A 22,490-nucleotide genomic window follows, 5' to 3' on the forward strand; every position below is an offset into this window, starting at 1 on the left:
TCCCTATTTCGTTATAATTTCCGCCTTTAGCCGCTGCCGGCCGAAGCTACGCGCCTCGCCCACGCCCGCAACGTATAGATCGATATGTCCTTCCGTAATTGCGCCGCCGCGATCCTCACACACCCTAACGCCGATGCCCTCAATATTCAGCCGAGTGCCAAACGCCATTGACGGCGGGCAGGCGATCGTATGGCCCGTTTTGGTACGTACTCCGCTTGCCGTGATGCCATAGTCGGGATGTCCGGCTGACTTGCCCGTAGACTCGGCACCGTTCGTATACGCAGTCACTTCGTAAGTTTTAGATGACGAGCGCTTCGGCTTTGATTGCGTCTGATGCTTGACCGTCGATTTCTTAGCCTTCGTCTTCTTTAGCGTCTTCACTTCACCTTCTAACGTCTTGATGCGCTGATTGGCTCGCTGTAAAGCCGCTTGATCAGCCGTTAATATAGGCGCTGGCTTTTCTGCCGCGGGTTGCTGCGTACATAATAATCCGCACGCAAGCGTCATGGTCGTTATTATACCGATGCAGACACCCCCTCGAAGAATTGCGCAGTCCACGGCTCGACTTCGGTTACTTCTTGGCGTAAGGTTTCGGCTAGGTCGGCAATTTCCGCCTGGGCGCCGTTACCTTTCCGTCTCTTAGCGTAGAAGTCTAGTAGAGCACGCAGATTAACGGTCATTACGAGATTAGTAGACGCAGCTTGCGGTAGGACGGCGCGTGCATCTTCGGCTGGCACGCCTGCTTTGCGGAGGTCATCGTAAGCCTTTTGCGCCGCCTCCATTGCGCTAACAAATACGTATTCTGCCGCCCCTATCTTCGCTTCCTTCGGAACCACATAATCGAACCCGCCCGATCGGTCGCCGCTTCCCATACGTACATAACGCTGTGATTGGACGCTGAAGCTAAAACCGGCTCGGTGCCGTGTTAATTGCGCCAGTAAAGCCCGGCTAACGCCTTCGATCGCAAAGGTGAACGTTAGGTGTTCAAGTGTTGACGTGTGTTTTGATGCGACGATCTGTCGGAATAGTCGGTCGGCGTCCGTGCCCCCGCCGCCATCTGACGCCTTAGAGCCGAAATACTTGGCGCCTTCTTTGGCTACGATTTCGGACGGCTTGTTTGCGCTGTAGCACGTTCTGATTGCGGATAAGGCGACGACCTGCCCATCCGTCGCAAGTTGATTTAATAAAATGTCGCGAAATTCGTCACCGGCAACATCGAAAAATTCTTGCGTTAATTGCGTATGTGCGAGTAGCTGTACGTTCATTTTGGTTTCCGCCATTTAGCCGCCCCTCCTTGCGTTCTGTTCTATTTCTTCGTAGTCAAATTCGCTCGGCGCGCCCAAGAAATAACATTCGGATGCTAACGCTTCTACTTGGAGACCGCCAGCCCCTCGTAATTTGAGCGTTTGGTACATTTCTTCATTCGTCGAATATCCTTCGAAAAACCACAGTTTTCTATCGTGTACAAATAACGACCCATATTCGAATCCCATAAATTACGCCTCCTTGATCTTCTTCGCAATTCGTCTATACTTCCGCTTTGCTTCGTTTCTGCTAACGTTTTCGTAAAATACGATCATTTCATAGACGTCTCGTTCTAGTGAATTGTATTCCTCCTCGTTTATCCATCCGAAATTAACCCACAATCCGCTGCCGTTTTTGTTGGCCCAGCGTAAGGTCGTCTTGATCGGCGTCCTATAGACGATTGAACGCAGCGCAATGAAGTCGAGTGCGTATTCCGAAGTTAGTTCGAATTGTTCGGCATGAACAGACGTCTTCCCGCTTTTTCTCGGCGGCAACTTCGTCATCTATTCGTCCTCCTCATACTCAACTTCCTCGTCTGAGACAGCGTTAAAAGACCATTCGCGAACATAGTCTTCATTAAATAGCCAATGGTCGATTTCGTGTGTCACACAAGTTCCGTGAATTAATTCATCCTTGTCGTAAATTACGTATCCTTCGATTTTAACTTTTCGCATTTCGCCGCCTCCCTTCTATAAATAATCGGTAATTAGCCAACTACGACCGCAGTCAACGCATTCAGCTTCGAAAAGATTATCATCTATCTCGAATGAGCCATCGTCAAACACCGTCAACACTCCTCTTGCGGGCACGTCTTTACCGCACTCATCGCACTTATCTGTGATCATTTATTCGCCGCCTTCCCGATACCGCTACTTCCGAAGCCGCCCGCACCTCGTTCCGTATCTTCCAGCGCATCCACAACCGTAAAGGTCGCTTGCTCTACCGGTTTGATGACCGCTTGGGCAATGCGATCTCCTTTGCGGATGATGTACGTTCCTGAATAGACTGTACTCGGAAGATGAGTACGTTCCCCATCGGCGGTGTTGACGTACCAAGAACGCCTGTGAAAGACGCTATGGGGGCCGGCCTCCAAATGCTTCGCACCAAGTATTGTCGCATTATCCACGATCACGCCGACCTCGCCCGCATAGCCGCTATCTACCGTTCCTAGTTGAACACGTAGGTTCGTCTTTAACGTAATGCCCGAACGCGGCCTGATCTGCATTTCGTAGCCTGCCGGAATCTCGAACGCGAGGCCCGTCGGCACTAACGCTGTGGCGCCCGGCTCGATAATGACGTCGGCTGCCGCGTATAGATCGAAGCAGGCGTCCGTCGAATGTGCGTATGTCGGCGTTGTTGCGTCGGCTGATAGCCGTTTAATATTTACGTTCATTGCGATTCCTCCTCGATACTCTTAATCGAGACACCCGTGATGTCACCGCGTCTGATCTGATAAACCCATTTAGTCCGATTACAATGAAGATCGATAAACTCGTCATTTTCGTAGGTCTTCAAATCGTCCGAGAATTCGGATGCTTCTTCGCTATTAGTATCCGCGTAATACCTTACGTTGGTTTTAGTTTCGATAATAATTCTGAACATCTACTCGCCCTCCTTCAGTGCGGCGAAAACGACCGCCAACATAGCTGCTTCAATAGTTAGAAACACCGTAAATGCCTCAATTATTGACGGTTTAAAACAGTCTAACCATGTTATAAATCCGAATATTGTTGCTGCTGCAAAGACGAATCTCATCTACTCGGCCTCCAATAATTCGAAATCGACCGATTCCGAGTAATAGCCGTTAGATGATCCGAACCAACGGATAGTCACATCGCCTTTGATGGTCGCAAACTTGTAAAAAGACCACGTATATGAGCAATCGGAGAATCTTTCCGGCGGCTCCTCTTCGCTGATTACTTCCTCCGCCATCAGCAACGGATGACCGATTAAATCGGAAAGGTCTCCGCAAATATCGTTTATATAGACGTCTTCGCAACAATCCTGACGGTGATACATTCGATACTCTTTTCCGCAATCTGTAACGAAAAATAATACGTCGTCGCCTTGCTGCGAAACCTCAACAAGCGTCTTCCCAAGCAAGTCGGACACTTCTGCATCTATCGCGCTCATTTATTCGCCCTCCTTCGCCTGCTTGACGTCTTCACCCGTCATTGTTGCTACGTATAGTAAGAACGGCGCACCCGCCGCCACGAACCACCAAAAGCCCGCTGCATGTGCGTACCAAAATGCCGGCACGATTGACGCCGCAATTAGAGCGCCTTTATTAATCGTCTGTCGCATATGATCAGCTCCTTATTTTCGCTTTCATAAGTACAGTCGCATGTGGGCGCCGGAAATCGGGACATTAATCTGCGGAAAAATAAAATATCCGATTCTCAGGCGCTTTTACTCCGTCCCCAATTAGACTCGCGGATGAGTTCGAAAGTCCATCCGTTATAGTCAGCGCGCTCTCCGCGGAGACACTTCTTAATGATCGGACGGTGTAATCCGTGTTTGGCTGCGAAGGGACGTAGGCCAGAAACCGTAAATGATTCTCCGGAAGGGGAGGTGGCTTTGAATAGTAGTTTCGTTGCCGAGACATCTCGATATTTTCTATTAATCTCTCTTGTCACGAAGCAGCACGTATCCACCGAATACACCCGTTTAGATTTACATAAATCGAACTGTTTAATATCCTTATCTAACTCAAGTGCTCCATTATCAAAAAGCTCCCTATCAAACCCTTCAATCCGAGTAACATCTTTCAAAAACATTTCGAAGGAGTGCCAACGTTCGCATACGGAAACGCCGACCCCTCCGTAGTTGGGATAACCGCTGCTAGATTTGTCATAACAACGCTCTAACATACCTGCCCACACGCTATACTCGCGTTTATATCCAACCATTTTCGTGTCCCCTAAATAACCAATCCCGAAGACTGATCGCTGGAAACGGTCTTTTATTTTACCTCGCTTAATCTCGACTTTTTCTACGTCTCTTTCATAACCAGTTTGAAGAAAACGAACACGAAATATCGAAGTTCCGTTCTTTTTCCTACCGACGAAACGCACAACTTGATACGATTGGTCGGCGTTGTTTTTGAAGAACCTACCGACTAACTCATCTCTAATCATCGAAAAAGAAGTCCTCATCGCGGATTGCTTCAGCCGTCGCTTTCTTGTAACCGTTCCCTTTTAGACTAAACATATCGAAAGATTTCGTCTTTGTACTTAGTCCGTTAATCACAATCGGATTGACCGGCTCATCTGGAAAATGCGCATCAAAGCCGAGGTTCATGAGCGCCTTATTCGCGTTGTATCGAACAAACGACTTAACGTCATGCGCCAAGCCGACCGCGCCATATACATCGTCCGTATATGCGACTTCGTTCTCGTACAAGTCCGCTAATAACCCGACCGCCCATTCGTGCAGCTCCGTCTTAACGTCGTCCGTTTGACGGTTGTAAATTTCCTGCGCCAACAGACCGACATAGACCCCGTGGATCGCCTCATCGCGAATAATAAGGTTGATAATTTCGCCGCTCTGCATCATGCGCCCCTGTCCGTAGAAATACAACGGATAATAAAAGCCGCTGTAGAATAGGAAACTTTCGAGATACACGGAGGCAACCATCGCTTTGTATAGCGAAATGTCGTCGCCTTCCTTAATGCCGCGATAAAGGTCGGTGATCAGCTTCGCTTTACGCTGCAAATACCGGTTCTCTTTAACCCATTCGAAGACGGCCGTAATGGTCTCCGAAGGCGCCAGCGTTAGAAAGATATTCGAATAGGACTTCGCGTGCACCGCGTTCTCCATCATCGCCATGAAATTAAGGACGGCCTTTCGTTGGTGTCCGTCTACGTGCGCCATGATGGCGGGCATGCCGGTATTGCCTTGCTCCGTATCTAGCAGCGTTAGGCCGGCTAGTACTTTCATATAAGTATCGCGTTCGGCTGGCGCAAGGTCTTTCCACACGAGAAGATCGCCGTTAAGCGAAATCTCCTCCGGTAGCCAAAACTGCTTGACGTTCTGATCGTAAAACATAGCCGTGAAATTATCGTCTGATTGCGACCAGTTGGCCGCTGTGTATATTTCATTTTCGATAGGTTCCGCCATTATTAATCCTCCTGACAATATTTTTTTAAAAAAGTTTGATTCGGACACTGTAAAATCACCCCTCTAGACGCCCTTATAGTCAGAGGCGCTAATCACGCTTCAAAAAACTGTAGGAGTGATTAAAATTGAGAAAGAAAATGATTTTTGAGATATTAGAAGGGTTGGTTATTGATGTAGTGGGGTCTACCCTCACAAATGATGACTTTATGATTTTTATGTTAGAGATACTTTTTACTGTGTCTATCAAACTTGTTTTTTGGTATTTAAAGAAAAGATTCTTGTCAGACAGCGCAACTTAAGCAACCTTCTTGCCCCGTATCTTTTGTCCGCGCATAATACAGCGTCTTGATCCCCTTGTGGTGCGCGTACAAATCAATCCGATTCAGATCACGCGTCGTCATCGTATCTTTCAGGAATAGTGTAAATGAGATGCCTTGGTCGACGTGCTGCTGAATCGTTGCGATCATATCGACCACTTTAAACATATCCATATCGTACGCTTCCTTATATAAAAACCAGTTTTGCGGTGATAGACCTGGCATTGGGTAGTACGTCTTCGAGTTTCCATAAGTCCGCTCCTCAATCCGTTCCATAATCGGCATGACCGAAGCCGTCGCCGACTGCACATACGAAATAGATCCGTTAGGCGCAATCGCAAGTCTATATGCGTGGTAAAGGCCGTGCATATTTACGTTATCGCGGAGGACTTCCCACTCGAGAGGTGTCGGAATTACGATGTCTTTAAATAGCGCCCGTACTTTATCCGTTTTTGGTCGGTAATCACCTTCGAAATACTTCTCGAAATACTCTCCGCTCGCATACGTAGATCCCTCGTATCCTTCAAACGTCGTACCCGTTTCCTGCGCCAATTCATTCGAACGTACCAACGTCCAATAGTTAACCGTCGCGAAAAACACGTTAGCAAAGTCGCGCGCTTCTTCCGATTCATATGCGACGCCATTCTGCGCTAGATAGCCGTGTAAGTTCATCGCACCTAGTCCGATAGAACGCATCTCACGGTTAGCCTTTGCGACGGCCGGCGCGTTTTTGATATTCGTAGATTCCGAGACAACCGTAAGCGCATCGACGGCTAACTTGACGGCGTTTTCGATCGAGCCGCCCGCCATTACATTCGCGATATTAAGAGAGCCGAGATTGCACGAAATATCTAAGCCGATGTTGTCAGGTTCGCCGTAGTCGGTGTATTCCGAGACGGTTGACGCCTGAAGCACCTCCGAACATAGATTTGAGAATTTAACGTGGCTGATATGATTAAGCGCATGCTCTCGGTTAACGTTGTCTTGAAACATCATGTACGGATAGCCCGACTCGGATCGTAGCACGGCCATCTTTTCGAGTAGCTGACGCGGATTGATACGCTCTTTACGCACCGCCGGATTATTTACGAGATCATCGTACATTGCGCCGATATCCATTTCGTCTAGATGCTTGCCATACGCTTTGTAGACCGTGTGCGGATAGAAAACGTAAGCTGGACGATCTTCTCGCGCTAATTCAATGAATTTATCCGGAACAACGACGCCGATTGACAGCGTCTTGACCCTTACGTCTTCATCAGCCGAGATTTTCTTCGTATCTAGGAAATCGTTTATGTCCGCGTGGAATACGTTTAGATACGCCGCGCCCGAACCTTGACGCTGGCCCATCTGATCCGCATATCGGAACGCGTTATCGAGCAGTTTCATAACGCCGACAGCGCCTTTTGTTACGCCCTCAACGTCCTTAATCGCCTCTCCTTTTGCGCGCAGTTTAGATAAGTTAAGCGACACGCCTCCGCCAACCTTCGATAGCTGCATCGAAATGTCGATAGCGCGTGAGATATCGTTTAGTGAATCGCCTACCTCGAGCAGGAAGCACGATACCATCTCACCTCTACGTTTGCGCCCGGCATTTAAGAACGTAGGCGTCGCCGGCTGATACTCTTGGCGAATCATTAGTTTCGCAAACTCGATCGCTTTGGCGCCGTCACCTTTTCCGAAGTACAGCGCACAGCAAGCGATGCGATCTTCGTAGCGTTCGAGTATTTTCTTGCGATCGTTCGTCTTCAGTGCGTAGTCGTTATAGAATTTGAATGCGCTCATGAACGAAGGGAATCGGAACTTAGCGGCATAGGCCGTTTTATAGACCGCTTTGATTTCCTCGAAAGTATAAGCGTCTAGGAATTCGGTTTCGTAGTAATCGTTGTCGCGCAGATAGTCGAGCTTCTCGCGTAGGTCGTGGAAAAATACGGTGTTTTGATTTACGTAGTCTATAAAATAAGCACGGACGGCCTCTTCGTCTTTCTCGAATTGAAACCGCCCGTCTTTTTGAATCATAATTTCGTTATTTAACTCGATGTGTCGCTTCAAAGCGCCTTCACCCTTTCCGTGAATAATTGAACGTCCTCTTCCGTCCCTGCTAATTCGAATTTACCGATCACCGGCACGTTGTAAAGTGACGCAATAACGTCGGCAGCCGCGCCAAATCCGTCGCCCCAAGCTCTATTTCCCGACGATGCCACTCCGGCCATTAGATCGCCATTATCCTTAAGCCATTCGCTTACCGTCGCGGGCGGCTGTCCGAAGTCGTAGGTCGGCGTGACCAGCACGAACGGTTCCTCAACGACCTCGCCCGTCTTGATTTCGCGTGCCTGCCCGCCCAAACCGGTCTTAGCGATGAACCGCCGTACATTGCCCGTCAACGAGTAGAAATACACGTTCACGGTTGAACTCCGGTCGCGTACGCTAACAACACCGCAGTTGGAATGATTAGCAGGACGAGGCCGGAGATTTTCGTCGTGATTTCTTCGAATGTCTTCGCCTTTGTGCCGCCTACAAAAATGATAAGGATTGCGAGGCTGAATAGCGCAACGTACGTAATCATTCTCCCTCACCTTCCGATTGATCTAGCGCAGAAAGTTCGGCTTCTAGTTCAAACATCTTCTCATACGCGTGACTAACCTCTCTTTCTAAGTCTTCAATTTCGCTTTTTCCGACTTCGATCATTTCGTAAATTTCGAATAGCTTCGCTTCAATCTCTTCTCGTGTTCTCATCCGCAGCCACCCTTTCTTTTTAATCTCGTCTAGGCTTCGTCCTAGCTTCTTTAGCTGCCGATCAACTTCTGCGCTGCCTTCTTCGCCAAAGTATGCCGGATCTGCTCCGAGAACTTTCGACGCCTCCTCCATCGCCTTCGCAAAAATAGAGTCGTTAATCTCAGTCATCCGCGCTCTCCTCTCCGTTCAATTTCCTCCTCTAATTCCGCAATTCTAGCAGCCGTCCGATCACGTTCGATTTCCGTCTCGGTACGCTTTAGTTCTAGCCGCATGAGTGCGTAGTTGTGGTCGCCCAAGTCCGATTCGAGCCTCCGCTTCATGTCGAGTAAATTAGCGATTGGCGCAACGAAAATGTCTCCGTATTCCATCGTTATTTACCTCCGATCGTGTCGAGGATTTCTTTGATTGCGTAGTATTCCGGATTGAGGATTTTACCGACCATATCAGGTCCGTTAGTTAACGCCGCTATACAAAGTACCGCTAAAGCAAACACCGTACACCAATGAATTACTTGGTACGGATTGAGATCGTAAGTCCCGACATGTTTTTGGTGCTCACGACTCTTCTTCGCGAGTGATTTCGTTAATAACACCGCAACAATTATGGCGGATATCATCATAATCGTAGAAATTACTCCACCAACCACTGCCTGCTTAACGAGCACCCCGTAAACATGTTCCGCCGCCACTCCGAGCTTTGCGGCTAATTTGTCGATATAAGCCATCGCTTTATCCATCCGAATCACTCCATATCGATTTTATAGTCGGTCGTAATCGTGTTTTCCGGCAAGTAAAATTCGTAAGTGTTTTTACCCGTGCTTTTGCCGTAGAAGAATCGTGCGATAGGCGATTTATACTGGACGTCATAGGTAAGGACGTAAGGCTTTGCGTAAGAACCTTCCTTCATCTTCGAATCTTCAACTGACGCTTTGCTAACCGTCTTAAATCCGGCTTTCTCCTCTACGAAATACAAATACTGATGCTCGTCAATTGTTCCGGAACCTAGTACGAAACTTCCGCTCGTTTTAGCGTTATCTTTAATCGAGTAAATCTCCGTTTTATGTGGATCAACTGTTTTCGTTTCGAGAAAAAACGATGGCACAGCCGCAATTATAAACACAAGGACACCGCAGAAGATCCCGATAAAAACACCGAATAGAATGTCGAAAAATTCAATATATCCGTACGAATCCGTAATCACCGCAATTGCAACGATCACGGCAACAAGTAACGACAATGTAATGATCCCCATCTACTCCGCCTCCTATATTTTCATTTCTAGCGTAAGGTCATAGCCGCGTTTCTTTAACTCGCGATTCAAATTCCGTACATGACTCCGTAATTGTCTCTGCGCAATCTTCCAGGCGATCTTATACGGAAGCACACGCTGCCACGAAAAGTACGTGCGGTCGTAGAAACCGATAGAAGCCGCCTCGCCCTTTTTCCATACGGAGAAGTTGAGCGTAGTGGTCCATTCCGTTGTGGGGCACGACATATCAACGTAATGATCATCGTCAAGCCACCTACGACCGTTTCTGAATGTGATATTAACTTCAAGGCGCACCATTTAATTCGCCCCTTTCGGTTTTTCAATTACGCCTTCATCGATCAGCCACGCAAGCCCAATCGCAGCCGCATCCGATTCATCAAAGTTTGCGAAGGCGCCGTCGTAGCCGGTCATCCGTCTTACCCCCGCCTCTACTTCGTCCTTTTCTGCGTTGCCTGATCCGGCGACTAGCGACTTGACGCGCGTCGCTGATATTCCGAGGTCTTCCGTTTTCTTGCCCGGCTTCTTATATTTATCGAAGGTCAGCCCGAAGCGCGACGTCGCTCTTTCACACGCATTCCAAGCGCTAAGTACCGGATAGTTCGACCGGGACGTCTTGCCGGCAAAGTCTTCGCGCACTACGTAGTCAAAGCCGGCGTTGCCGACGTGCTTATCGAGAAACAACATCGCCCATCCTTCGATGACTTCTGCACGGTGCGCATGTGATCGGCTCGTATTCGGCTTGACGTGACTTAGCGCCTTGATGGTCGGCTTACCTTTACGTACCTCTATGATCGCGACGCCCGGACAGGTCATCGACGTGTCAAACGCAAGGCATCGGATAGGCTTGGCGGCGGTCAATTTACTACCTTCCAAGAATAGGCGGACCCCTTTTTCACTTCTTCTAAGGTAATTTTGCCGAGATCCACGCCTTTTAAGAACTTAAATAAATCGCTCATGAATATCTCCCGTCGTATATTCTGCGACTCATCTTCGATAACAAGTCCGGCACTTGATCGCGTAGAGAACCAATCGACGACTTTAAAATTTCCGGTCTCTCGTTTTTTATCGCGTTCGATCAATTCGAGGGCATTCCCGCAATGGTGGTGTCTAAAGTATGGGTTTTTAACCTCGATATCACATTCGCTACAATAATGGATCTTGATTTTCCCTGCCATTAAACCGCCTCCTTCGCGAACACGTAAACTGTATTTTGGGTTTGCACGATTAAACTGTTACTCGCCCTCCAGTCGGAGTTGTATGCGACTATTTCGGTAGTGACAAGGTGTGAATCTACGTCTGGAAAATTGACTACTAGACGTTCCCCCAAACGAACGATTCCGATACGGCATAATTCTCCCGTAAGGCTTTTCTTCCACTCCGGTACCTCTTTGTTTTTTATATTTCGAACTCGGATAAGTTTAAACGACATCAAACCGCCTCCCCTTCTCGTACTCTCTCGATAAGTTCCCAATTAGGAACGGTATAGAAATATCCCCTCGAATAACTTCCGTCAAGGTAGTCGGCTGAGAAATCTGTACACCCTTTTTTCAGTTGTGTAACCACCGCTATTTTCTTTGCGTCTTTATCAAATATATAAGCACCTACTTTAACCTCTTTTTCAGCCTTTTCATACTTAGTTAAATGTTCTTCAATTTCTAGAATCTCTTTTTTAAGTCTCTCGATGTTTTCCCTTGTGTATTTTTGGATCATGCACGCACCCCCTCGATAAATGCGAGGGCCTCTGCGTACTGCTGCTTCGTACTTGCGTAGGCACCCGATTTACGCATCTGCGCCACCTTACCGCGAATCACCGTCATTTCGTCGTCCGTTAACGACTTTGCAATCGCAGTCTTAAAGTTGTTAAACGTCCATGCTCCGAGGTCTAGTTCAGGTGGCTCGCCCGCATCGACCGCATTACGGATATCTACGAATCTATCAAGAATCGCGTCAATGTCATGCGGCTTGATTTCGATGCCGAACGCTCGGATGTCGGGCGTCTTTTCGAACTCGCCTTCCGGATATACCCACGATTTCTTAGACGCATTGACGTATAGAATTACGTAGTAATCAACGCCGTACATCGGTCCGTAAGTCACGCATTGTGCTACGTGTTTCGGGTCCGGCTCTCGCATCGAGTGTAATGACGTCCTAGCCGCGGAAGTCTGCTTCGACTTGATTTCGAGTCCAACGCGTAGGATTTCGCCGTCTGCCGTCACATATCGCATTATGCCGTCGCAAGTCCCGTATAAGTAGAACGTCTGCCCGCCGCGCTGGATCTTGTGATTACGTTTGGCAAAGTCTTCGAACACCGGCGTTCCGTCTTCGTTGCGTTCGAAGTCAAACGGACAGACACGGCCTGTCTTTTTACCGAAGTGCTTCGCCATGAATAGAATATCTCGCTGGATCATGTCACCGATCGCCGTTCCCAAGCGCGTCCATCGTCCTTGATATGGCGGCTTTGATTCGACGTCTTTCGGATCGTTCAGCGCCTTGTGATAAAGTTCGCGTGGACATGCGTTTGCTGCCGATGGCGAAAAGTACGGGCGCTTCGGAAATACGTTTGGTGCGTTCGCATACCATCGGTGAATATCCGTATCTAGCTGGTTATCCCACGTCTCGGGCAGCGAGTGCCATTCGTTAAGATACGATACGAGTTCATCTGCGATTGACTGCGCAAATGATGGCTCGGAAGAACCGCCGTTACTAAGTAATTGAGCCGCTAATTTTCGTTTGTCTGCCGTCAATTAATCACGTCCTTTTTACCTAAAATGTGTTATAATTTAGAAAAAGCTAATAAAATTGGAGGACTTTATTTGAAAATTCAAGAACTAGATCCTAAAAAACTCGGAGAAATGATTATGAGAGTTCCTTTAGGTAGCCACAAACTGAATCATAAATGGATGAAATCAGTTAAAGATTATATGAACCCAAACTCTGATGTCGTTGAAAGTCAATTCATATACGACCTTTACACCCTAACTACAGAAGAGATGATCGATAAATGGTACGGTGGAGAAGACTCTGCCGAAGAGCTATTAAGGTTAAGATAAACGAGAGGCTACTTAAGCCTCTTTTTTCATAAACCATTCCTCTACCTTCAAACCCTCGCCCCATCTCCGGCTAATCTCGATGTCCGTCTTATTAGGTATGTTTCCGAAAACGTACGTATTGACCATGACGTCCTCGAAGTCTTTCACGTCTTGCTCCGTAAGTGTATCCGGCACTAATAAAAGCGCCTCGTCATGAACCACGCACCATAAGCGCCATTCTCCGCGTCTTTCAGCCGTTTTTCTATCGCATAACTCTTGCAGCGCAATCATTGTCGCCTTTGTTTGAATCGCGGCAGATCCTTGGACGCGTGCATTCGTTGACTGCGTAAATACCGCCGAGTAATGGCCTTTTGCGCTCCGATCTTTTGCGTCAGGCAGGCGTCGTTTTCGCTGCAAATGGTCCATCCAAACGAAGCCGTGTTTTTTGACGAACTTCTGATTCGATTCGACCCATTCTTTAACGACCGGAAATCTCTCGAAGAAGCTGTCGAGGAACTTCTGCGCCTCGTACTTTTCAACGCCGATCGCGTCTTTCAGCATGTTCGCGCCGCCTCCGTAAGCAACCGCAAGCATAATTACCTTCGCCTGTTTACGATAGACCGACCCGTCTCCGCATTCTTCGATCGGCTTGCCGAATACTTCTGCCGCAATAGATGCGTACAAGTCATCGCCGCGGAAATAGTTATCGACCAGCTTCGGATCTTGTGTAAAGTACGCTAGGCATCGGTATTCTTGTTGGCTCCAGTCACCGCCTAGAATGGCGTAGCCTTTGGGCGCAACGAATAATTTACGAGCCTTCTTCGGCTGGTTCTGTAGGTTAACGCCTGTTCCGCCGGAACTGAATCGACCCGTCTTCGCGCCATTCGGATTGAAGTTCGTGTATAGCTTGCCGGTCTTCTTATCGATCAGCTCGGGCAATGCGTTGATATACGTTGAATAAAGCTTAAAACTGTCTTTATATTCGAGTAGCTTCTTAACTACCGGATACTTTTTCGCGAGTGGTTTCAGGACTTTCTTTGCATCAGTTGACGCAAGTGATTCGCCTGTCACTCGTTCAAGGGCTGGCTTTAGCTGCGCCGGAGAGTTAATGTTGACGTCGCCTAATTCTGCGATTAATTCATCATATAAACGGTCTAAGCCGCTTTTTAATTCGCGACCATATTCCTCGGCATAATCTAAATCAATATCGAATCCGGTCGTTTCCATCTGCTGAACAACGCCGATCAACGGAACTTCTACCGTTTCGTAATATCGAAGTGCTTCCGGCATTTTTTCGAGGTGCGCTCGTTGGAAGTTTCGTAGTTTAAGCGTCACATCCCCGTCTTTTGCCGCATAAGCAAGCGCGACTTCTAAATCGTCTACTTCGTCAAAGCCGATCTTTCCAAATAAGTCACCGTAAGTGCTCGATTCGATGCGCAGGTACTTTGTGACGAGGTTCTTTAGCGCAAATGACGGCTCGTTTTCGTTTAGAAGTCGCATAGCCTCTTGCGTATCCCACGCTAGACCGCGCAGCTTAATGCCTTCACGATCAAGCATATGAATATCGAACTTAGCGTTATGGGCGAGCTTGCCGACGGTCGGGTCTTCGTAAAAAGGTCGTAGAGTTTCGTTCACTAGGTCTCGGCTTAATTGCGGTAGGATCGTTTTATGACGCGTTGGAATATAAGCGTGCACATCCGCTTTGATCGCGGTGATGACATGGCCGACAATATAATCGTTCCATACGTCTACGCCGGTCGTCTCTACGTCAAAAACGATTTCCTCTTCGTTTTCAAGTAGCGAAACAAACTCGGCCAGCCGCTTTTCATCCGTGATCAGCCAGTAATTGTCCGGCGTCTCCTCGACCATCTTGCGTAGCTTTTCCTCGCGGTTCTGCGCCTGCACCGTTTTCCATAGACGCAGCGCTTCCGCCTTGCTGAACTTCTTCGGCTTGCCGGCTTTGTTAACGCAGTCAGAAGGATCGCGCGCCAACCGGCCGTCCTCCATAGCCGCCTTAACTTCGTCTAATTTCTGCCGGTCTGAATCGCTAAGTTTACTCGCGTAGATGCGACGCCATGCATCCTCGATTGGCTCGACGGCGTTGGCCGCTTGCTTACGTTTGGCAACGTCGGCCGCCGGCGCCGCTGTCTTACGTGCATTTACGCTTAGTCTTAACGGCTTGATTTCCACGTCGCGTCCTCCTTTCTTCGTTAAAAGTCGATTTCAAACGCTAAAGATATAACTTAATTCCGTAGGTTTCCTGTAAGTGTTTCTTAATTTCAGCGTATTCTTCTTCGGAAATATCCCACACTTCAAGGAATTCGGAAAAACTCCGTCTTGATGCTTCCTTTAATAATCCGTACATCAACGTCTCAAATGCTTTGTTATTCATAAATCAACCTCCTCCGCCCATTTCCGTCTATGAACCGTCTCAATGTCCGCATAAAAGTCCGACCAGCACCCCGCATCGCAACAATACACATCGTATAACGAGTCGTAAACGGCGCGATGGCCTTCGTTAATGGGCGATTGGCAGGCGGCACATTTAGCTGCGGTCAAAACGTGCCTCGACCGGAGTGACTAGCGTGATTCGATCTTTCCCTAAATAAAACACGTTATTAAACCCGCCCTTATCAACCGCCGCCACACGTACTAATCCGCCTTTGTCCTCGCCAACTTTCCCGAACCCCTTATTCGCAAACCACTCTGGATCATCATACGCAACAATATCGTCTTTCCGATACTCGTCAACTTTGCGACCGATCTTCGTCCATTTCGCTTCGATAGAGCGTTTTGCTTCGGCTTCTTTGGCGGCTGCGACTTCCGCTTCTGTTGCGAGGACTAGATCGGATTCTCTCGCCCAAATATAGCCGCCTTCGCTTTTTCCGGTAACAACGTCGCATTTAAAAGGAATTCCAGTTTCGTCGTCCCCCGTTATTTTAACGAAATCCCCCTTAGTAACCGCGTCATGACCTGAATCCTCGACCACCCTCGCATAATCACCGACTTTTAGGCGTGTATGCTTCTTGCGGAATAGTGCGTACCCATCGCTATAGTAGCTATCTTTTTCATCGATATCGTCAACTATTACGGGATCTTCATCGCTAATACCGATAGATAAGTAAAACGACCCTTTGGTAGCATCGCACCAACTGTGATCCGTAATCAAAACTAGATCGCCAACTTTCGCCTCTCCCTCAACGCGCTCATATTCCGCGCCTTCATACGCAACTTTCGTGATTTCTCCGCCGACCATATCGAGCGTCTTTACGTCTTCTAATGCCGCCATCTATACCGCCTCCGTATCATCATACTCTTCGACCGAACACCAAACGTTAATAGAACTTCTCTCGCGCAATTTACGAGCCGTCATCGCGGCATCGTCACGAAAATCGAAAACCCACGGCTCTTGTTCCGGCCGACCTGCCAATATCGGTCTAGTTAAAACCTCAGTTTTATGATTATTACCTACATGTATTCTAACAACGTATCCCATCTATACCGCCTCCGCTTCGTTTTCAATCGCCGCCAAGAAATCGCGGTCTAAATTAAGTTTAAGTTCGACCCATTCGCGCTTGCCTTCGTTACGTTTCGGCATCCAATAGTCCGTAATGCCGCGACACTCGAACATGTACGCTTTGGTTACGTCGGCTTCGATTAGCACTCCGATAAAGTAGTCCGTGTCGGCTTTAGTGTACGCCAGCCCCGTATTTTTGCGTCCGCTAACCGTCAGGTAGCCGCGGGAGTCCATACGATCACGAATCGTCTTTACTTGGATGCGCTTGATTTCGCCACTGATCGGCTCGGCTGCGAGAATATCATACGGTTCTTCGGTTTCCGGCTTGCTGACGCCTGACCAACCGGCCGCCATTAAGGCAGCTCGGGCGATCATTTCGGCGAACTTGCCGATCGTTTCTTCTTTATGCGCCATCTATTCGTCCTCCTTCAGCAGAAGATACTTACATAAAATACCGTCTGCATTATCCATTAAAACATGGGTTCTCGGAATATTCCCCGCAATTAGATCGGCTACGCGGTTATAGGGGTCGCACGTTGCGATAGCCTCCTCCACATCGTCTTGTGCGCATTCATATAGTGAAGCGGAAATTACGATCAACTCCGCCAATGAAACTTCTACGGTGATCTTCTTCGATAAATCTATCGTCTGCGATTCCGTTTTAATTTCTCGCATCTATGCGCCCTCCTTAGAATCCGAAGTTTTCTTCGGCTGGTAGTTCGTCGTCTGCTGCCGTCTGCGACCCGCCGCCAAGCGATTCACCAATTAACGCTAGGTCAAAGCCTGCCACGACTAGATTTTCGAGCATTTCCTTTTCGTCAGCTTCGTAAATTAAGCCGTCAAATAAAGACATGTCGAACTCTTTGCCGTCTTGCGCTGCGAAATACTTGCGTTCCACTTCCGTCAAATCCTCTTCCATATCGATAAGAGGCGTTAGCGAAACGACCGTACTCGTTCCTGACCCGGACTTCTCTAACTCAAACGCGATACGACCGAGCTTCTTCTCTTGTTTCTTAATGACCGCATGAACAGTCGTAGCCTGCGGCTTAGAAAGATCGACGATGATTGGCTCGCCAGTTTCGAGGTTGATAAATCCTAGCGCATAACGTTCTTTTACGCGGTACTTGGCTGCTTCTTGCTTAGCCGCCTCTTCCGCTTTGGCATCTCCGCGATCGGCAGCCGCTTTCTTTTGGTCTTGATAATACTTCCATGCGCGATCCCATGACGTTAGGTTCGACTCAGGAAAGCCGTTCTTATTTAGCGTGCATGGATTAGCCGCCGAGAACGAATTTACCTTCTTATAGATTCCGTATGAGAAGAAGCGAATCAAATCGAACGCACTCATTACGCGTACCTTATAAACCGTGCCCGTCTTAAAGCTCGCAAACTCAGCGCTATTACCGCCATTACCTTCATTTGTTGCGTTCAATGCGTTTAGAGCGTCAGCTCCGCTAGTGTACTTTGTCATCCGATTACCTCCGTTATTTTGTATTAGGGTTTGACCCTCGCAAAACACCGGTATCTGCGCCCGAGACGCCGCCAGCGCACGGCATAGTGACGCGACAGTTTTACTTAACGAACGCCCCGGTATTCTCCGAGCGTCGGCGGTCAGTTGCCGCCTTTATTCCGTCTCTCTTCGCTCACTATCGACCAATACATGCCGCCAATAATGAAAGTTGCGGGGATTCCTACGAATGTGAGATACATTAGGAAGTCGTCAAGCATATAGAGCACCGAACTTTGAAATTTCCTTAATGTCGGATTCCAATTTTTCTTCGCGTGATCTAAGTGCTGCGTACTCGACTTCTTCAGCGCTTAGTTTTTCGTTGATCGCGTCTATCGTCTTCGGCGCCTTTGCCTTTGCGAGATTGACTTTTAGATGCGCGATTTCTAGATTCTTCTCCGCGACCGCAATCTTCAGCGCACGCAGCGAACGGTTTTTGTTTTTGATGATCGTGTTTGATTTACGTTTAATTGCGTCTTTAAGCTCTTCCGGCAGTAGCTCCGTTTGACTCGTAGTCAATGGCTCAGACATCGCGTAAACGGTCACGATAAGGTCGCCGTCCAAAATCATACGAGTGCGTGATTTAATATGATCGCGTACTTCGCAGTTTTTCCCTTGCTTATTTTTCGTCGTGCCAACGTGTACAGCCGTCTGCATTAGTTGTTGTAGGCGTGATTTAGCGTTATGTCGTTCATATTCTAAACGTTCAACGGCGCGATCTTCTGCGTGCTTAGATACTCGGTATTGTTTCATCCGACGCGCACCGCCTTAATCGTAGTTGGACGATAAAAGTCGGCTGGATCATCTTCGCGGTAAAGCGCACCTTCGTATTGTAGTTCCGTTAATTTTTGGATATTAATTGCGGGTGGGAAATCGTTTGTAGGTTGTTTCATAGTACGTTAGCCTCCTTAATTTTTAGGTATAACGTACTAGACGGAGGGTTGTTCGCATAGTGTTCGCTTGAATTTCGCTTCTCAAGCGATTATCATTGAAGTACGTAGCGAAGCCCTCGTGCCTAGATACGTGATTATGCTGTTAGTTCGCGCTGGCAGTGTAAACGGAAACGACGGATGAACTTGCGGTGTGCTTCGAAATTTCCTCCTAAACGTTGCGTCAACAACGTGGAGATTTCGGTCATATTCGTACATCCTTCGCTCCAACATCTAAGTATTAATTCTTTGCGAAGATCGCCTTGCGTCAACAGGGCGGTCTTTTCTTTTAGTAAAACTTCGCCTTCGACGTCCGTCAAAACGTCTTGAGGCTCCCACGAGACATTACCGTCATCTCGCATTCCTTCTATAGATAAAGCCGCTTCTTTTCGTGAAGCCTTCAGATACTTATTTCGTTCCCTTACGATAATGCGCTGGATCAACGCTTTCTTATCGCGACCATTCCCTTCGTAGCGCTGAAGCCAGTAACCTATCGCTAGTAAGGTCCGCTGCTCGAACGACGTTTGGTCGGGAACTAAGTGTGCGATTCGTTGCGATTCTCTTTGTACATACGGAATCGCTCCGTAATCTGCGGCCATCTGAAGTCTATTAAATTTTTCTTTTTCCAAGTGATCCCCTCCCGTCCCTTACACTTATACAGTCGCATATGAGTGATTACTATTGGGACATTTGATATAAAGTTTTTTATAATTTTTCTTCCATGTCCATATAGTACCAAAAACAACTATGTAATATTTGAAAGTTGAAAAACTTAAAAAAGATTTTGATTTTAAACTAGATTCTAAATTTAGACAAAAAAAAGAAGCCTAATGGCCTCGTTATCCTCCTGGACGTATGTCTGCTGTTTTGTACGGTTGCTCCGCTTCTAGCGCGCCGTCTGTCCCTTTGTTAAGCTGTACAGTTGATACCGCGATTGCTGAAATCAATAAAACACTCAATAAAATCTTCTTCAAAATAAAGCATCCCCTTTTTTGTGTAGTTGTAGGTTGTAAACGTATCTATTAGGTACTTAGGTACCCCAGCGTCTTTAAAATCTCTCATTACCAACGCTGAAAAGAAAAAGTCTGAATTGAAAAGAAATTGACGATGGCATTCGAATAACCCTTCAACACTACCCTTTTTATATTTTTCGAGGTATATGTAAAAGTCGTCTTTTCTCTCTTCGTATATCACCTCCTTTAATTGATCGAGTAATGCCGACAGTTTATCGGAGTCTTTTCTGTTAATATACGCTTCTGCGAGTAGAAAGTTGTTTTTTGCGTTTGTAATAACGAAATCAACACCCGTTTTATAGGCGTACATATAACTTTCTTCAAATATAGCCATCGCGTCTTTTTTACCTTTTGACATCGCGATCATGCCTAATATATAGTTCGCGTCGGAAACGGATTTATTTGATATGTTTCCATTCTTTATTATGGTTGCGTAGTGCTTGGCTGCGCCAAGATTATTTAAACGTAAGTATACAGGCGACATCAGCTCAGCAAATCGATGAACGTAGCACTCTTTGATGAATAGCTTCTTTTTATCGCCTAATGACTTGATGTTGTCACCAATTGAAGGCGCCATTTCTAGGATCGAGTGTATCTGACCCTTTCCATAATAACCATAACACATATAGATTGAAGATAATATTCGTAATTCTTTATGCTTACTCTTTGAGAAAAGTCCCATTGTTTCGATCATATCATCAATACTAATTTCCGCATTAATGTAGTTTAGGATAGTTCTGTAGATTTGAACATGATCTTCTAAACCGAATGTCTTTTTGTGAACATCGATTAACGAGTTTAATAACTTTGTATTCCTCGTAACTGCTGCGTACTCCATCATTTGTTTTAAGTAATCATTGTTATCAGTCTTTTGAATCGACAAACACCATTCGGAAATTTTTTTGTTTGAGTTGTTCGGAAAAAGGAAATGTGCGAGGATTACAAGTGCTCTAAAACTAATAGTTCCATTATTCCGGAAGTGCGTCATGGTTGATTTATCTGCGCGAATGATTTTTGCGATTTCGTTATACTTCAAATCATTGTCCTCAATCAAACTACATAATTCTCTTCTAATCGATTCCAAAAGCTCTGACCCCCTTCGTTTATTCTTGTCTTTTTATATGGGTTGAGTATAATTGAAGTATACAATATATGTTCGCGTACGTAAACATATATTTTTAATATTTTTCCAATAATTTATGGAGGTGTTCAAATTGGTCGATTTCTCTCCTCTTTTTGACACTCTGAAAGAACAGGGTAAATCAAAAAGTTATTTGCGTAATTTTATGTCGTCGTCCACTCAGGCGAAGTTTACGAAAGAGCCTGCGATAAATGGAGCTAATCTAGAATTCCGCGTAATTGAAAAGCTCTGTCTCGAATTGGATGTGCCTATCGAAAAGGTTGTCCGTATTCTTCCAAATCCGCCCGAATGACGATGGAATCGGCGCGGTTATGTGGTATAATTTCCTTCGTAAAGCGCGTCATTTTGCTTTGCGGAGGTGTTTATCTCGCAGTATTCGGTCGTCAATTGCCGGATAAAGGAACTGTGTTATAAACGTGGTTATACGCTTATCCAACTCGCAGAAATGGTCGGTATCTCAAAAACGCAGCTTTCCGATTACATAGCGCTTAGAAACGTCCCTAACGTTGAAATGGCATATTCTATTGCGCGTTGCCTCGACTGCCCGGTCGAAGCATTATATAATTGGCGTCCTTTATCCGGTAGCAACACGGAGGGTTAAGACAACCTCCGCCGACCGAAAGTTCGGATATTCCCGAACCTCACGTTAATACTTACCGCCTCCGCACGACTAACAACTCGCTTAAGAGCGCCCTCACCTTTCGCCATCAATAATTCATTCGCATCTTTGTACCCTTCCGTTATATAACCGTGCGCAAGCCTGACTTTGCCGCGCATCTTTAGCTCGACCTCCTTCCGAAGTTTTTTACCGGCTTCGTCATTGTCCGTTATTACTATTAAATATTCGATGGACGACTGCGCAATTATGTCCGCCTTCTCTGCGGAAAATTTACTGCCGCCTGTCGCAATGCCGCAATAGCCTGCCGTACGCCACGAAAGCGCATCGATTTCGGCCTCGGATAACACCGCTACTTTGGCGCGATCGGCATAAACGGTTTCGATTCCGTAGATTAATTCACGGATCGGAAAGCCTCCTTTTGCGTACCAAAAAACTTTATTACGGGTAGATCGGTATTTTACGTTTGCCAGGCGCTTGTTGGGCAGCCGCCACGGTATCACTACAGTTTGTCCAATCATGCCTACGCCTGCTTTGCGCTGGACTTCTTCGCTTATGCCGCGGTGAGACAGATATATATTCGGACCGATTTTAACGTCCGCCAATAAAGCCTCGGCTAGTGGTTGTCTAGGCTCAACGATTTTTAAACGTGGAATGCGGAGTTTTAGGCGTTCTCCACCTTCGCCAGTACCATAAGTCTCCGCGAGGTAATAAGCCGTTTCTTCTTCGGTTTCTTCGCGCAGAAACGCAAGCAATTTAATGAAGCCGCCGCGTTCGCCCGTGCCACTGTCTCCGAAATAGCCGGCTTTGGCGGTCGCTGTGTCTTCGTAATATACGTAAAAGCTAGGTGTTCGGTCGTCGCGAAATGGGCTTGCCGCCGTTAAACGGTCAGCGTGCCACGTTGGACGATCCCATTCGTATTGCTCTAATTCTTCTCGAATATCTACGTCTGTTGGGACGCCATTGATCGTTAGAATCGACATGTATATACGACT

The 22,490-nt window shown here is 47.1% G+C and carries 34 protein-coding genes; 2 read left to right on the forward strand and 32 right to left on the reverse strand.

Features of this window, described 5'->3' with window-relative positions:
- Window positions 1–3: 3 nt before the first annotated feature.
- The 21 genes from NSS78_RS16225 to NSS78_RS16325 all read right to left on the reverse strand — a co-directional run bounded on the left by NSS78_RS16225 (window position 4) and on the right by NSS78_RS16325 (window position 12,490).
- Window positions 4–381 carry a 3D domain-containing protein gene (locus NSS78_RS16225; protein WP_342468194.1) on the reverse strand — a complete coding sequence of 126 codons (378 nt, stop codon included), beginning with the start codon at window positions 379–381 and terminating at the stop codon, window positions 4–6.
- 134 nt (window positions 382–515) lie between these two features.
- Window positions 516–1,280, reverse strand: a complete 765-nt coding sequence (gene thyX, locus NSS78_RS16230; protein ID WP_342468195.1) for an FAD-dependent thymidylate synthase — start codon at window positions 1,278–1,280, stop codon at window positions 516–518.
- Window positions 1,281–1,493 (reverse strand): hypothetical protein, encoded by a 213-nt coding sequence (locus tag NSS78_RS16235; protein ID WP_342468196.1) that lies wholly within the window; start codon window positions 1,491–1,493, stop codon window positions 1,281–1,283.
- A 3-nt stretch (window positions 1,494–1,496) separates the two neighbouring features.
- Window positions 1,497–1,808 (reverse strand): hypothetical protein, encoded by a 312-nt coding sequence (locus NSS78_RS16240; RefSeq protein ID WP_342468197.1) that lies wholly within the window; start codon window positions 1,806–1,808, stop codon window positions 1,497–1,499.
- On the reverse strand, window positions 1,809–1,979 hold the full coding sequence (locus tag NSS78_RS16245; protein ID WP_342468198.1) for a hypothetical protein: 171 nt from the start codon (window positions 1,977–1,979) through the stop codon (window positions 1,809–1,811). It abuts the gene before it with no gap.
- A 167-nt stretch (window positions 1,980–2,146) separates the two neighbouring features.
- Entirely contained in the window at window positions 2,147–2,698 is a 552-nt protein-coding gene (locus tag NSS78_RS16250; protein WP_342468199.1) for a deoxyuridine 5'-triphosphate nucleotidohydrolase, read from the reverse strand.
- 362 nt (window positions 2,699–3,060) lie between these two features.
- Entirely contained in the window at window positions 3,061–3,438 is a 378-nt protein-coding gene (locus tag NSS78_RS16255) for a hypothetical protein (RefSeq protein ID WP_342468200.1), read from the reverse strand.
- Window positions 3,439–3,609 (reverse strand): hypothetical protein, encoded by a 171-nt coding sequence (locus NSS78_RS16260; RefSeq protein ID WP_342468201.1) that lies wholly within the window; start codon window positions 3,607–3,609, stop codon window positions 3,439–3,441.
- Window positions 3,610–3,704: 95 nt separating this feature from the next.
- On the reverse strand, window positions 3,705–4,442 hold the full coding sequence (locus NSS78_RS16265) for a hypothetical protein (protein WP_342468202.1): 738 nt from the start codon (window positions 4,440–4,442) through the stop codon (window positions 3,705–3,707).
- Window positions 4,435–5,424 carry a class 1b ribonucleoside-diphosphate reductase subunit beta gene (gene nrdF / locus NSS78_RS16270; RefSeq protein WP_342468203.1) on the reverse strand — a complete coding sequence of 330 codons (990 nt, stop codon included), beginning with the start codon at window positions 5,422–5,424 and terminating at the stop codon, window positions 4,435–4,437. The genes NSS78_RS16265 and nrdF overlap by 8 nt, the downstream gene beginning before the upstream one ends.
- A 281-nt stretch (window positions 5,425–5,705) precedes the next feature.
- Window positions 5,706–7,760 carry a class 1b ribonucleoside-diphosphate reductase subunit alpha gene (gene nrdE / locus NSS78_RS16275; RefSeq protein ID WP_342468380.1) on the reverse strand — a complete coding sequence of 685 codons (2,055 nt, stop codon included), beginning with the start codon at window positions 7,758–7,760 and terminating at the stop codon, window positions 5,706–5,708.
- Window positions 7,761–7,789: 29 nt separating this feature from the next.
- Complete coding sequence (nrdI, locus tag NSS78_RS16280; RefSeq protein ID WP_342468204.1) at window positions 7,790–8,146, reverse strand: class Ib ribonucleoside-diphosphate reductase assembly flavoprotein NrdI; 357 nt, start codon at window positions 8,144–8,146, stop codon at window positions 7,790–7,792.
- A complete protein-coding gene (locus tag NSS78_RS16285; RefSeq protein ID WP_327839700.1) occupies window positions 8,143–8,307 on the reverse strand; it encodes a hypothetical protein in 165 nt (54 codons plus the stop codon). The genes nrdI and NSS78_RS16285 overlap by 4 nt, the downstream gene beginning before the upstream one ends.
- Window positions 8,304–8,645: a hypothetical protein gene (locus NSS78_RS16290; protein ID WP_253622171.1), complete on the reverse strand. Its 342-nt coding sequence runs from the start codon at window positions 8,643–8,645 to the stop codon at window positions 8,304–8,306. The genes NSS78_RS16285 and NSS78_RS16290 overlap by 4 nt, the downstream gene beginning before the upstream one ends.
- Window positions 8,642–8,845: a hypothetical protein gene (locus NSS78_RS16295; protein ID WP_253622170.1), complete on the reverse strand. Its 204-nt coding sequence runs from the start codon at window positions 8,843–8,845 to the stop codon at window positions 8,642–8,644. Before NSS78_RS16295 ends, NSS78_RS16290 begins: the two co-directional genes overlap by 4 nt.
- 2 nt (window positions 8,846–8,847) lie before the next feature.
- Window positions 8,848–9,213, reverse strand: coding sequence for a hypothetical protein (locus NSS78_RS16300; RefSeq protein ID WP_253622169.1), 366 nt, complete (start codon window positions 9,211–9,213; stop codon window positions 8,848–8,850).
- A gap of 5 nt (window positions 9,214–9,218) precedes the next feature.
- Window positions 9,219–9,728 carry a DUF4811 domain-containing protein gene (locus tag NSS78_RS16305; RefSeq protein ID WP_342468205.1) on the reverse strand — a complete coding sequence of 170 codons (510 nt, stop codon included), beginning with the start codon at window positions 9,726–9,728 and terminating at the stop codon, window positions 9,219–9,221.
- Between the two features lie 315 nt (window positions 9,729–10,043).
- Window positions 10,044–10,604, reverse strand: a complete 561-nt coding sequence (locus tag NSS78_RS16310; protein WP_342468381.1) for a hypothetical protein — start codon at window positions 10,602–10,604, stop codon at window positions 10,044–10,046.
- Window positions 10,601–10,921 (reverse strand): hypothetical protein, encoded by a 321-nt coding sequence (locus NSS78_RS16315; RefSeq protein WP_342468206.1) that lies wholly within the window; start codon window positions 10,919–10,921, stop codon window positions 10,601–10,603. The genes NSS78_RS16310 and NSS78_RS16315 overlap by 4 nt, the downstream gene beginning before the upstream one ends.
- Window positions 10,922–11,174: 253 nt before the next feature.
- Window positions 11,175–11,456 (reverse strand): hypothetical protein, encoded by a 282-nt coding sequence (locus NSS78_RS16320; RefSeq protein ID WP_253622166.1) that lies wholly within the window; start codon window positions 11,454–11,456, stop codon window positions 11,175–11,177.
- On the reverse strand, window positions 11,453–12,490 hold the full coding sequence (locus NSS78_RS16325; RefSeq protein WP_342468207.1) for a hypothetical protein: 1,038 nt from the start codon (window positions 12,488–12,490) through the stop codon (window positions 11,453–11,455). The genes NSS78_RS16320 and NSS78_RS16325 overlap by 4 nt, the downstream gene beginning before the upstream one ends.
- 69 nt (window positions 12,491–12,559) lie before the next feature.
- Between NSS78_RS16325 and NSS78_RS16330 the strand changes: the two genes are divergently transcribed.
- Window positions 12,560–12,796: a hypothetical protein gene (locus tag NSS78_RS16330; protein WP_253622164.1), complete on the forward strand. Its 237-nt coding sequence runs from the start codon at window positions 12,560–12,562 to the stop codon at window positions 12,794–12,796.
- Window positions 12,797–12,808: 12 nt separating this feature from the next.
- Here NSS78_RS16330 and NSS78_RS16335 read toward each other — a convergent pair whose 3' ends face one another.
- From NSS78_RS16335 to NSS78_RS16380, 10 genes are all read right to left on the reverse strand, one after another.
- The gene (locus tag NSS78_RS16335; RefSeq protein ID WP_342468208.1) at window positions 12,809–14,965 is read right to left on the reverse strand and encodes a DNA polymerase; all 2,157 of its coding nucleotides are present in this window, start codon (window positions 14,963–14,965) and stop codon (window positions 12,809–12,811) included.
- Window positions 14,966–15,005: 40 nt separating this feature from the next.
- The gene (locus NSS78_RS16340; RefSeq protein ID WP_342468209.1) at window positions 15,006–15,167 is read right to left on the reverse strand and encodes a hypothetical protein; all 162 of its coding nucleotides are present in this window, start codon (window positions 15,165–15,167) and stop codon (window positions 15,006–15,008) included.
- Between the two features lie 153 nt (window positions 15,168–15,320).
- Window positions 15,321–16,064: a hypothetical protein gene (locus NSS78_RS16345; RefSeq protein WP_342468210.1), complete on the reverse strand. Its 744-nt coding sequence runs from the start codon at window positions 16,062–16,064 to the stop codon at window positions 15,321–15,323.
- A gap of 207 nt (window positions 16,065–16,271) precedes the next feature.
- Entirely contained in the window at window positions 16,272–16,706 is a 435-nt protein-coding gene (locus NSS78_RS16350) for a hypothetical protein (protein WP_342468211.1), read from the reverse strand.
- Window positions 16,707–16,967, reverse strand: coding sequence for a hypothetical protein (locus NSS78_RS16355; RefSeq protein WP_342468212.1), 261 nt, complete (start codon window positions 16,965–16,967; stop codon window positions 16,707–16,709).
- A 13-nt stretch (window positions 16,968–16,980) separates the two neighbouring features.
- A complete protein-coding gene (locus tag NSS78_RS16360; protein ID WP_342468213.1) occupies window positions 16,981–17,760 on the reverse strand; it encodes a hypothetical protein in 780 nt (259 codons plus the stop codon).
- A gap of 249 nt (window positions 17,761–18,009) precedes the next feature.
- Window positions 18,010–18,549, reverse strand: coding sequence for a hypothetical protein (locus NSS78_RS16365; protein ID WP_342468214.1), 540 nt, complete (start codon window positions 18,547–18,549; stop codon window positions 18,010–18,012).
- Window positions 18,546–18,689 carry a hypothetical protein gene (locus tag NSS78_RS16370; protein ID WP_186316925.1) on the reverse strand — a complete coding sequence of 48 codons (144 nt, stop codon included), beginning with the start codon at window positions 18,687–18,689 and terminating at the stop codon, window positions 18,546–18,548. Before NSS78_RS16370 ends, NSS78_RS16365 begins: the two co-directional genes overlap by 4 nt.
- Window positions 18,690–18,823: 134 nt before the next feature.
- On the reverse strand, window positions 18,824–19,354 hold the full coding sequence (locus tag NSS78_RS16375) for a hypothetical protein (protein WP_342468215.1): 531 nt from the start codon (window positions 19,352–19,354) through the stop codon (window positions 18,824–18,826).
- A 280-nt stretch (window positions 19,355–19,634) separates the two neighbouring features.
- Window positions 19,635–20,822 (reverse strand): AimR family lysis-lysogeny pheromone receptor, encoded by a 1,188-nt coding sequence (locus NSS78_RS16380; protein ID WP_342468216.1) that lies wholly within the window; start codon window positions 20,820–20,822, stop codon window positions 19,635–19,637.
- A 415-nt stretch (window positions 20,823–21,237) separates the two neighbouring features.
- Between NSS78_RS16380 and NSS78_RS16385 the strand changes: the two genes are divergently transcribed.
- Window positions 21,238–21,480 (forward strand): helix-turn-helix transcriptional regulator, encoded by a 243-nt coding sequence (locus NSS78_RS16385; protein WP_081375104.1) that lies wholly within the window; start codon window positions 21,238–21,240, stop codon window positions 21,478–21,480.
- On the opposite strand, the gene NSS78_RS16390 is transcribed toward NSS78_RS16385, so the two are convergent.
- Window positions 21,477–22,478 carry a toprim domain-containing protein gene (locus tag NSS78_RS16390; RefSeq protein WP_342468217.1) on the reverse strand — a complete coding sequence of 334 codons (1,002 nt, stop codon included), beginning with the start codon at window positions 22,476–22,478 and terminating at the stop codon, window positions 21,477–21,479. The two genes, NSS78_RS16385 and NSS78_RS16390, sit on opposite strands and share 4 nt — an antisense overlap.
- Between the last annotated feature and the right edge of the window lie 12 nt (window positions 22,479–22,490).

It is taken from the genome of Bacillus sp. FSL W8-0920 (assembly GCF_038593215.1).
GTDB lineage: Bacteria > Bacillota > Bacilli > Bacillales > Bacillaceae > Bacillus > Bacillus pumilus.

Coding starts and splice junctions, on each gene's coding strand:
- thyX (WP_342468195.1), bottom strand. CDS start 1,280: ATGGCGGAAACCAAAATGAACGTACAGCTACTCGCACATACGCAATTA.
- NSS78_RS16235 (WP_342468196.1), bottom strand. CDS start 1,493: ATGGGATTCGAATATGGGTCGTTATTTGTACACGATAGAAAACTGTGG.
- NSS78_RS16240 (WP_342468197.1), bottom strand. CDS start 1,808: ATGACGAAGTTGCCGCCGAGAAAAAGCGGGAAGACGTCTGTTCATGCC.
- NSS78_RS16245 (WP_342468198.1), bottom strand. CDS start 1,979: ATGCGAAAAGTTAAAATCGAAGGATACGTAATTTACGACAAGGATGAA.
- NSS78_RS16250 (WP_342468199.1), bottom strand. CDS start 2,698: ATGAACGTAAATATTAAACGGCTATCAGCCGACGCAACAACGCCGACA.
- NSS78_RS16255 (WP_342468200.1), bottom strand. CDS start 3,438: ATGAGCGCGATAGATGCAGAAGTGTCCGACTTGCTTGGGAAGACGCTT.
- NSS78_RS16260 (WP_342468201.1), bottom strand. CDS start 3,609: ATGCGACAGACGATTAATAAAGGCGCTCTAATTGCGGCGTCAATCGTG.
- NSS78_RS16265 (WP_342468202.1), bottom strand. CDS start 4,442: ATGATTAGAGATGAGTTAGTCGGTAGGTTCTTCAAAAACAACGCCGAC.
- nrdF (WP_342468203.1), bottom strand. CDS start 5,424: ATGGCGGAACCTATCGAAAATGAAATATACACAGCGGCCAACTGGTCG.
- nrdE (WP_342468380.1), bottom strand. CDS start 7,760: ATGATTCAAAAAGACGGGCGGTTTCAATTCGAGAAAGACGAAGAGGCC.
- NSS78_RS16285 (WP_327839700.1), bottom strand. CDS start 8,307: ATGATTACGTACGTTGCGCTATTCAGCCTCGCAATCCTTATCATTTTT.
- NSS78_RS16290 (WP_253622171.1), bottom strand. CDS start 8,645: ATGACTGAGATTAACGACTCTATTTTTGCGAAGGCGATGGAGGAGGCG.
- NSS78_RS16295 (WP_253622170.1), bottom strand. CDS start 8,845: ATGGAATACGGAGACATTTTCGTTGCGCCAATCGCTAATTTACTCGAC.
- NSS78_RS16300 (WP_253622169.1), bottom strand. CDS start 9,213: ATGGATAAAGCGATGGCTTATATCGACAAATTAGCCGCAAAGCTCGGA.
- NSS78_RS16305 (WP_342468205.1), bottom strand. CDS start 9,728: ATGGGGATCATTACATTGTCGTTACTTGTTGCCGTGATCGTTGCAATT.
- NSS78_RS16315 (WP_342468206.1), bottom strand. CDS start 10,921: ATGGCAGGGAAAATCAAGATCCATTATTGTAGCGAATGTGATATCGAG.
- NSS78_RS16320 (WP_253622166.1), bottom strand. CDS start 11,456: ATGATCCAAAAATACACAAGGGAAAACATCGAGAGACTTAAAAAAGAG.
- NSS78_RS16340 (WP_342468209.1), bottom strand. CDS start 15,167: ATGAATAACAAAGCATTTGAGACGTTGATGTACGGATTATTAAAGGAA.
- NSS78_RS16345 (WP_342468210.1), bottom strand. CDS start 16,064: ATGGCGGCATTAGAAGACGTAAAGACGCTCGATATGGTCGGCGGAGAA.
- NSS78_RS16350 (WP_342468211.1), bottom strand. CDS start 16,706: ATGGCGCATAAAGAAGAAACGATCGGCAAGTTCGCCGAAATGATCGCC.
- NSS78_RS16355 (WP_342468212.1), bottom strand. CDS start 16,967: ATGCGAGAAATTAAAACGGAATCGCAGACGATAGATTTATCGAAGAAG.
- NSS78_RS16360 (WP_342468213.1), bottom strand. CDS start 17,760: ATGACAAAGTACACTAGCGGAGCTGACGCTCTAAACGCATTGAACGCA.
- NSS78_RS16365 (WP_342468214.1), bottom strand. CDS start 18,549: ATGAAACAATACCGAGTATCTAAGCACGCAGAAGATCGCGCCGTTGAA.
- NSS78_RS16370 (WP_186316925.1), bottom strand. CDS start 18,689: ATGAAACAACCTACAAACGATTTCCCACCCGCAATTAATATCCAAAAA.
- NSS78_RS16390 (WP_342468217.1), bottom strand. CDS start 22,478: ATGTCGATTCTAACGATCAATGGCGTCCCAACAGACGTAGATATTCGA.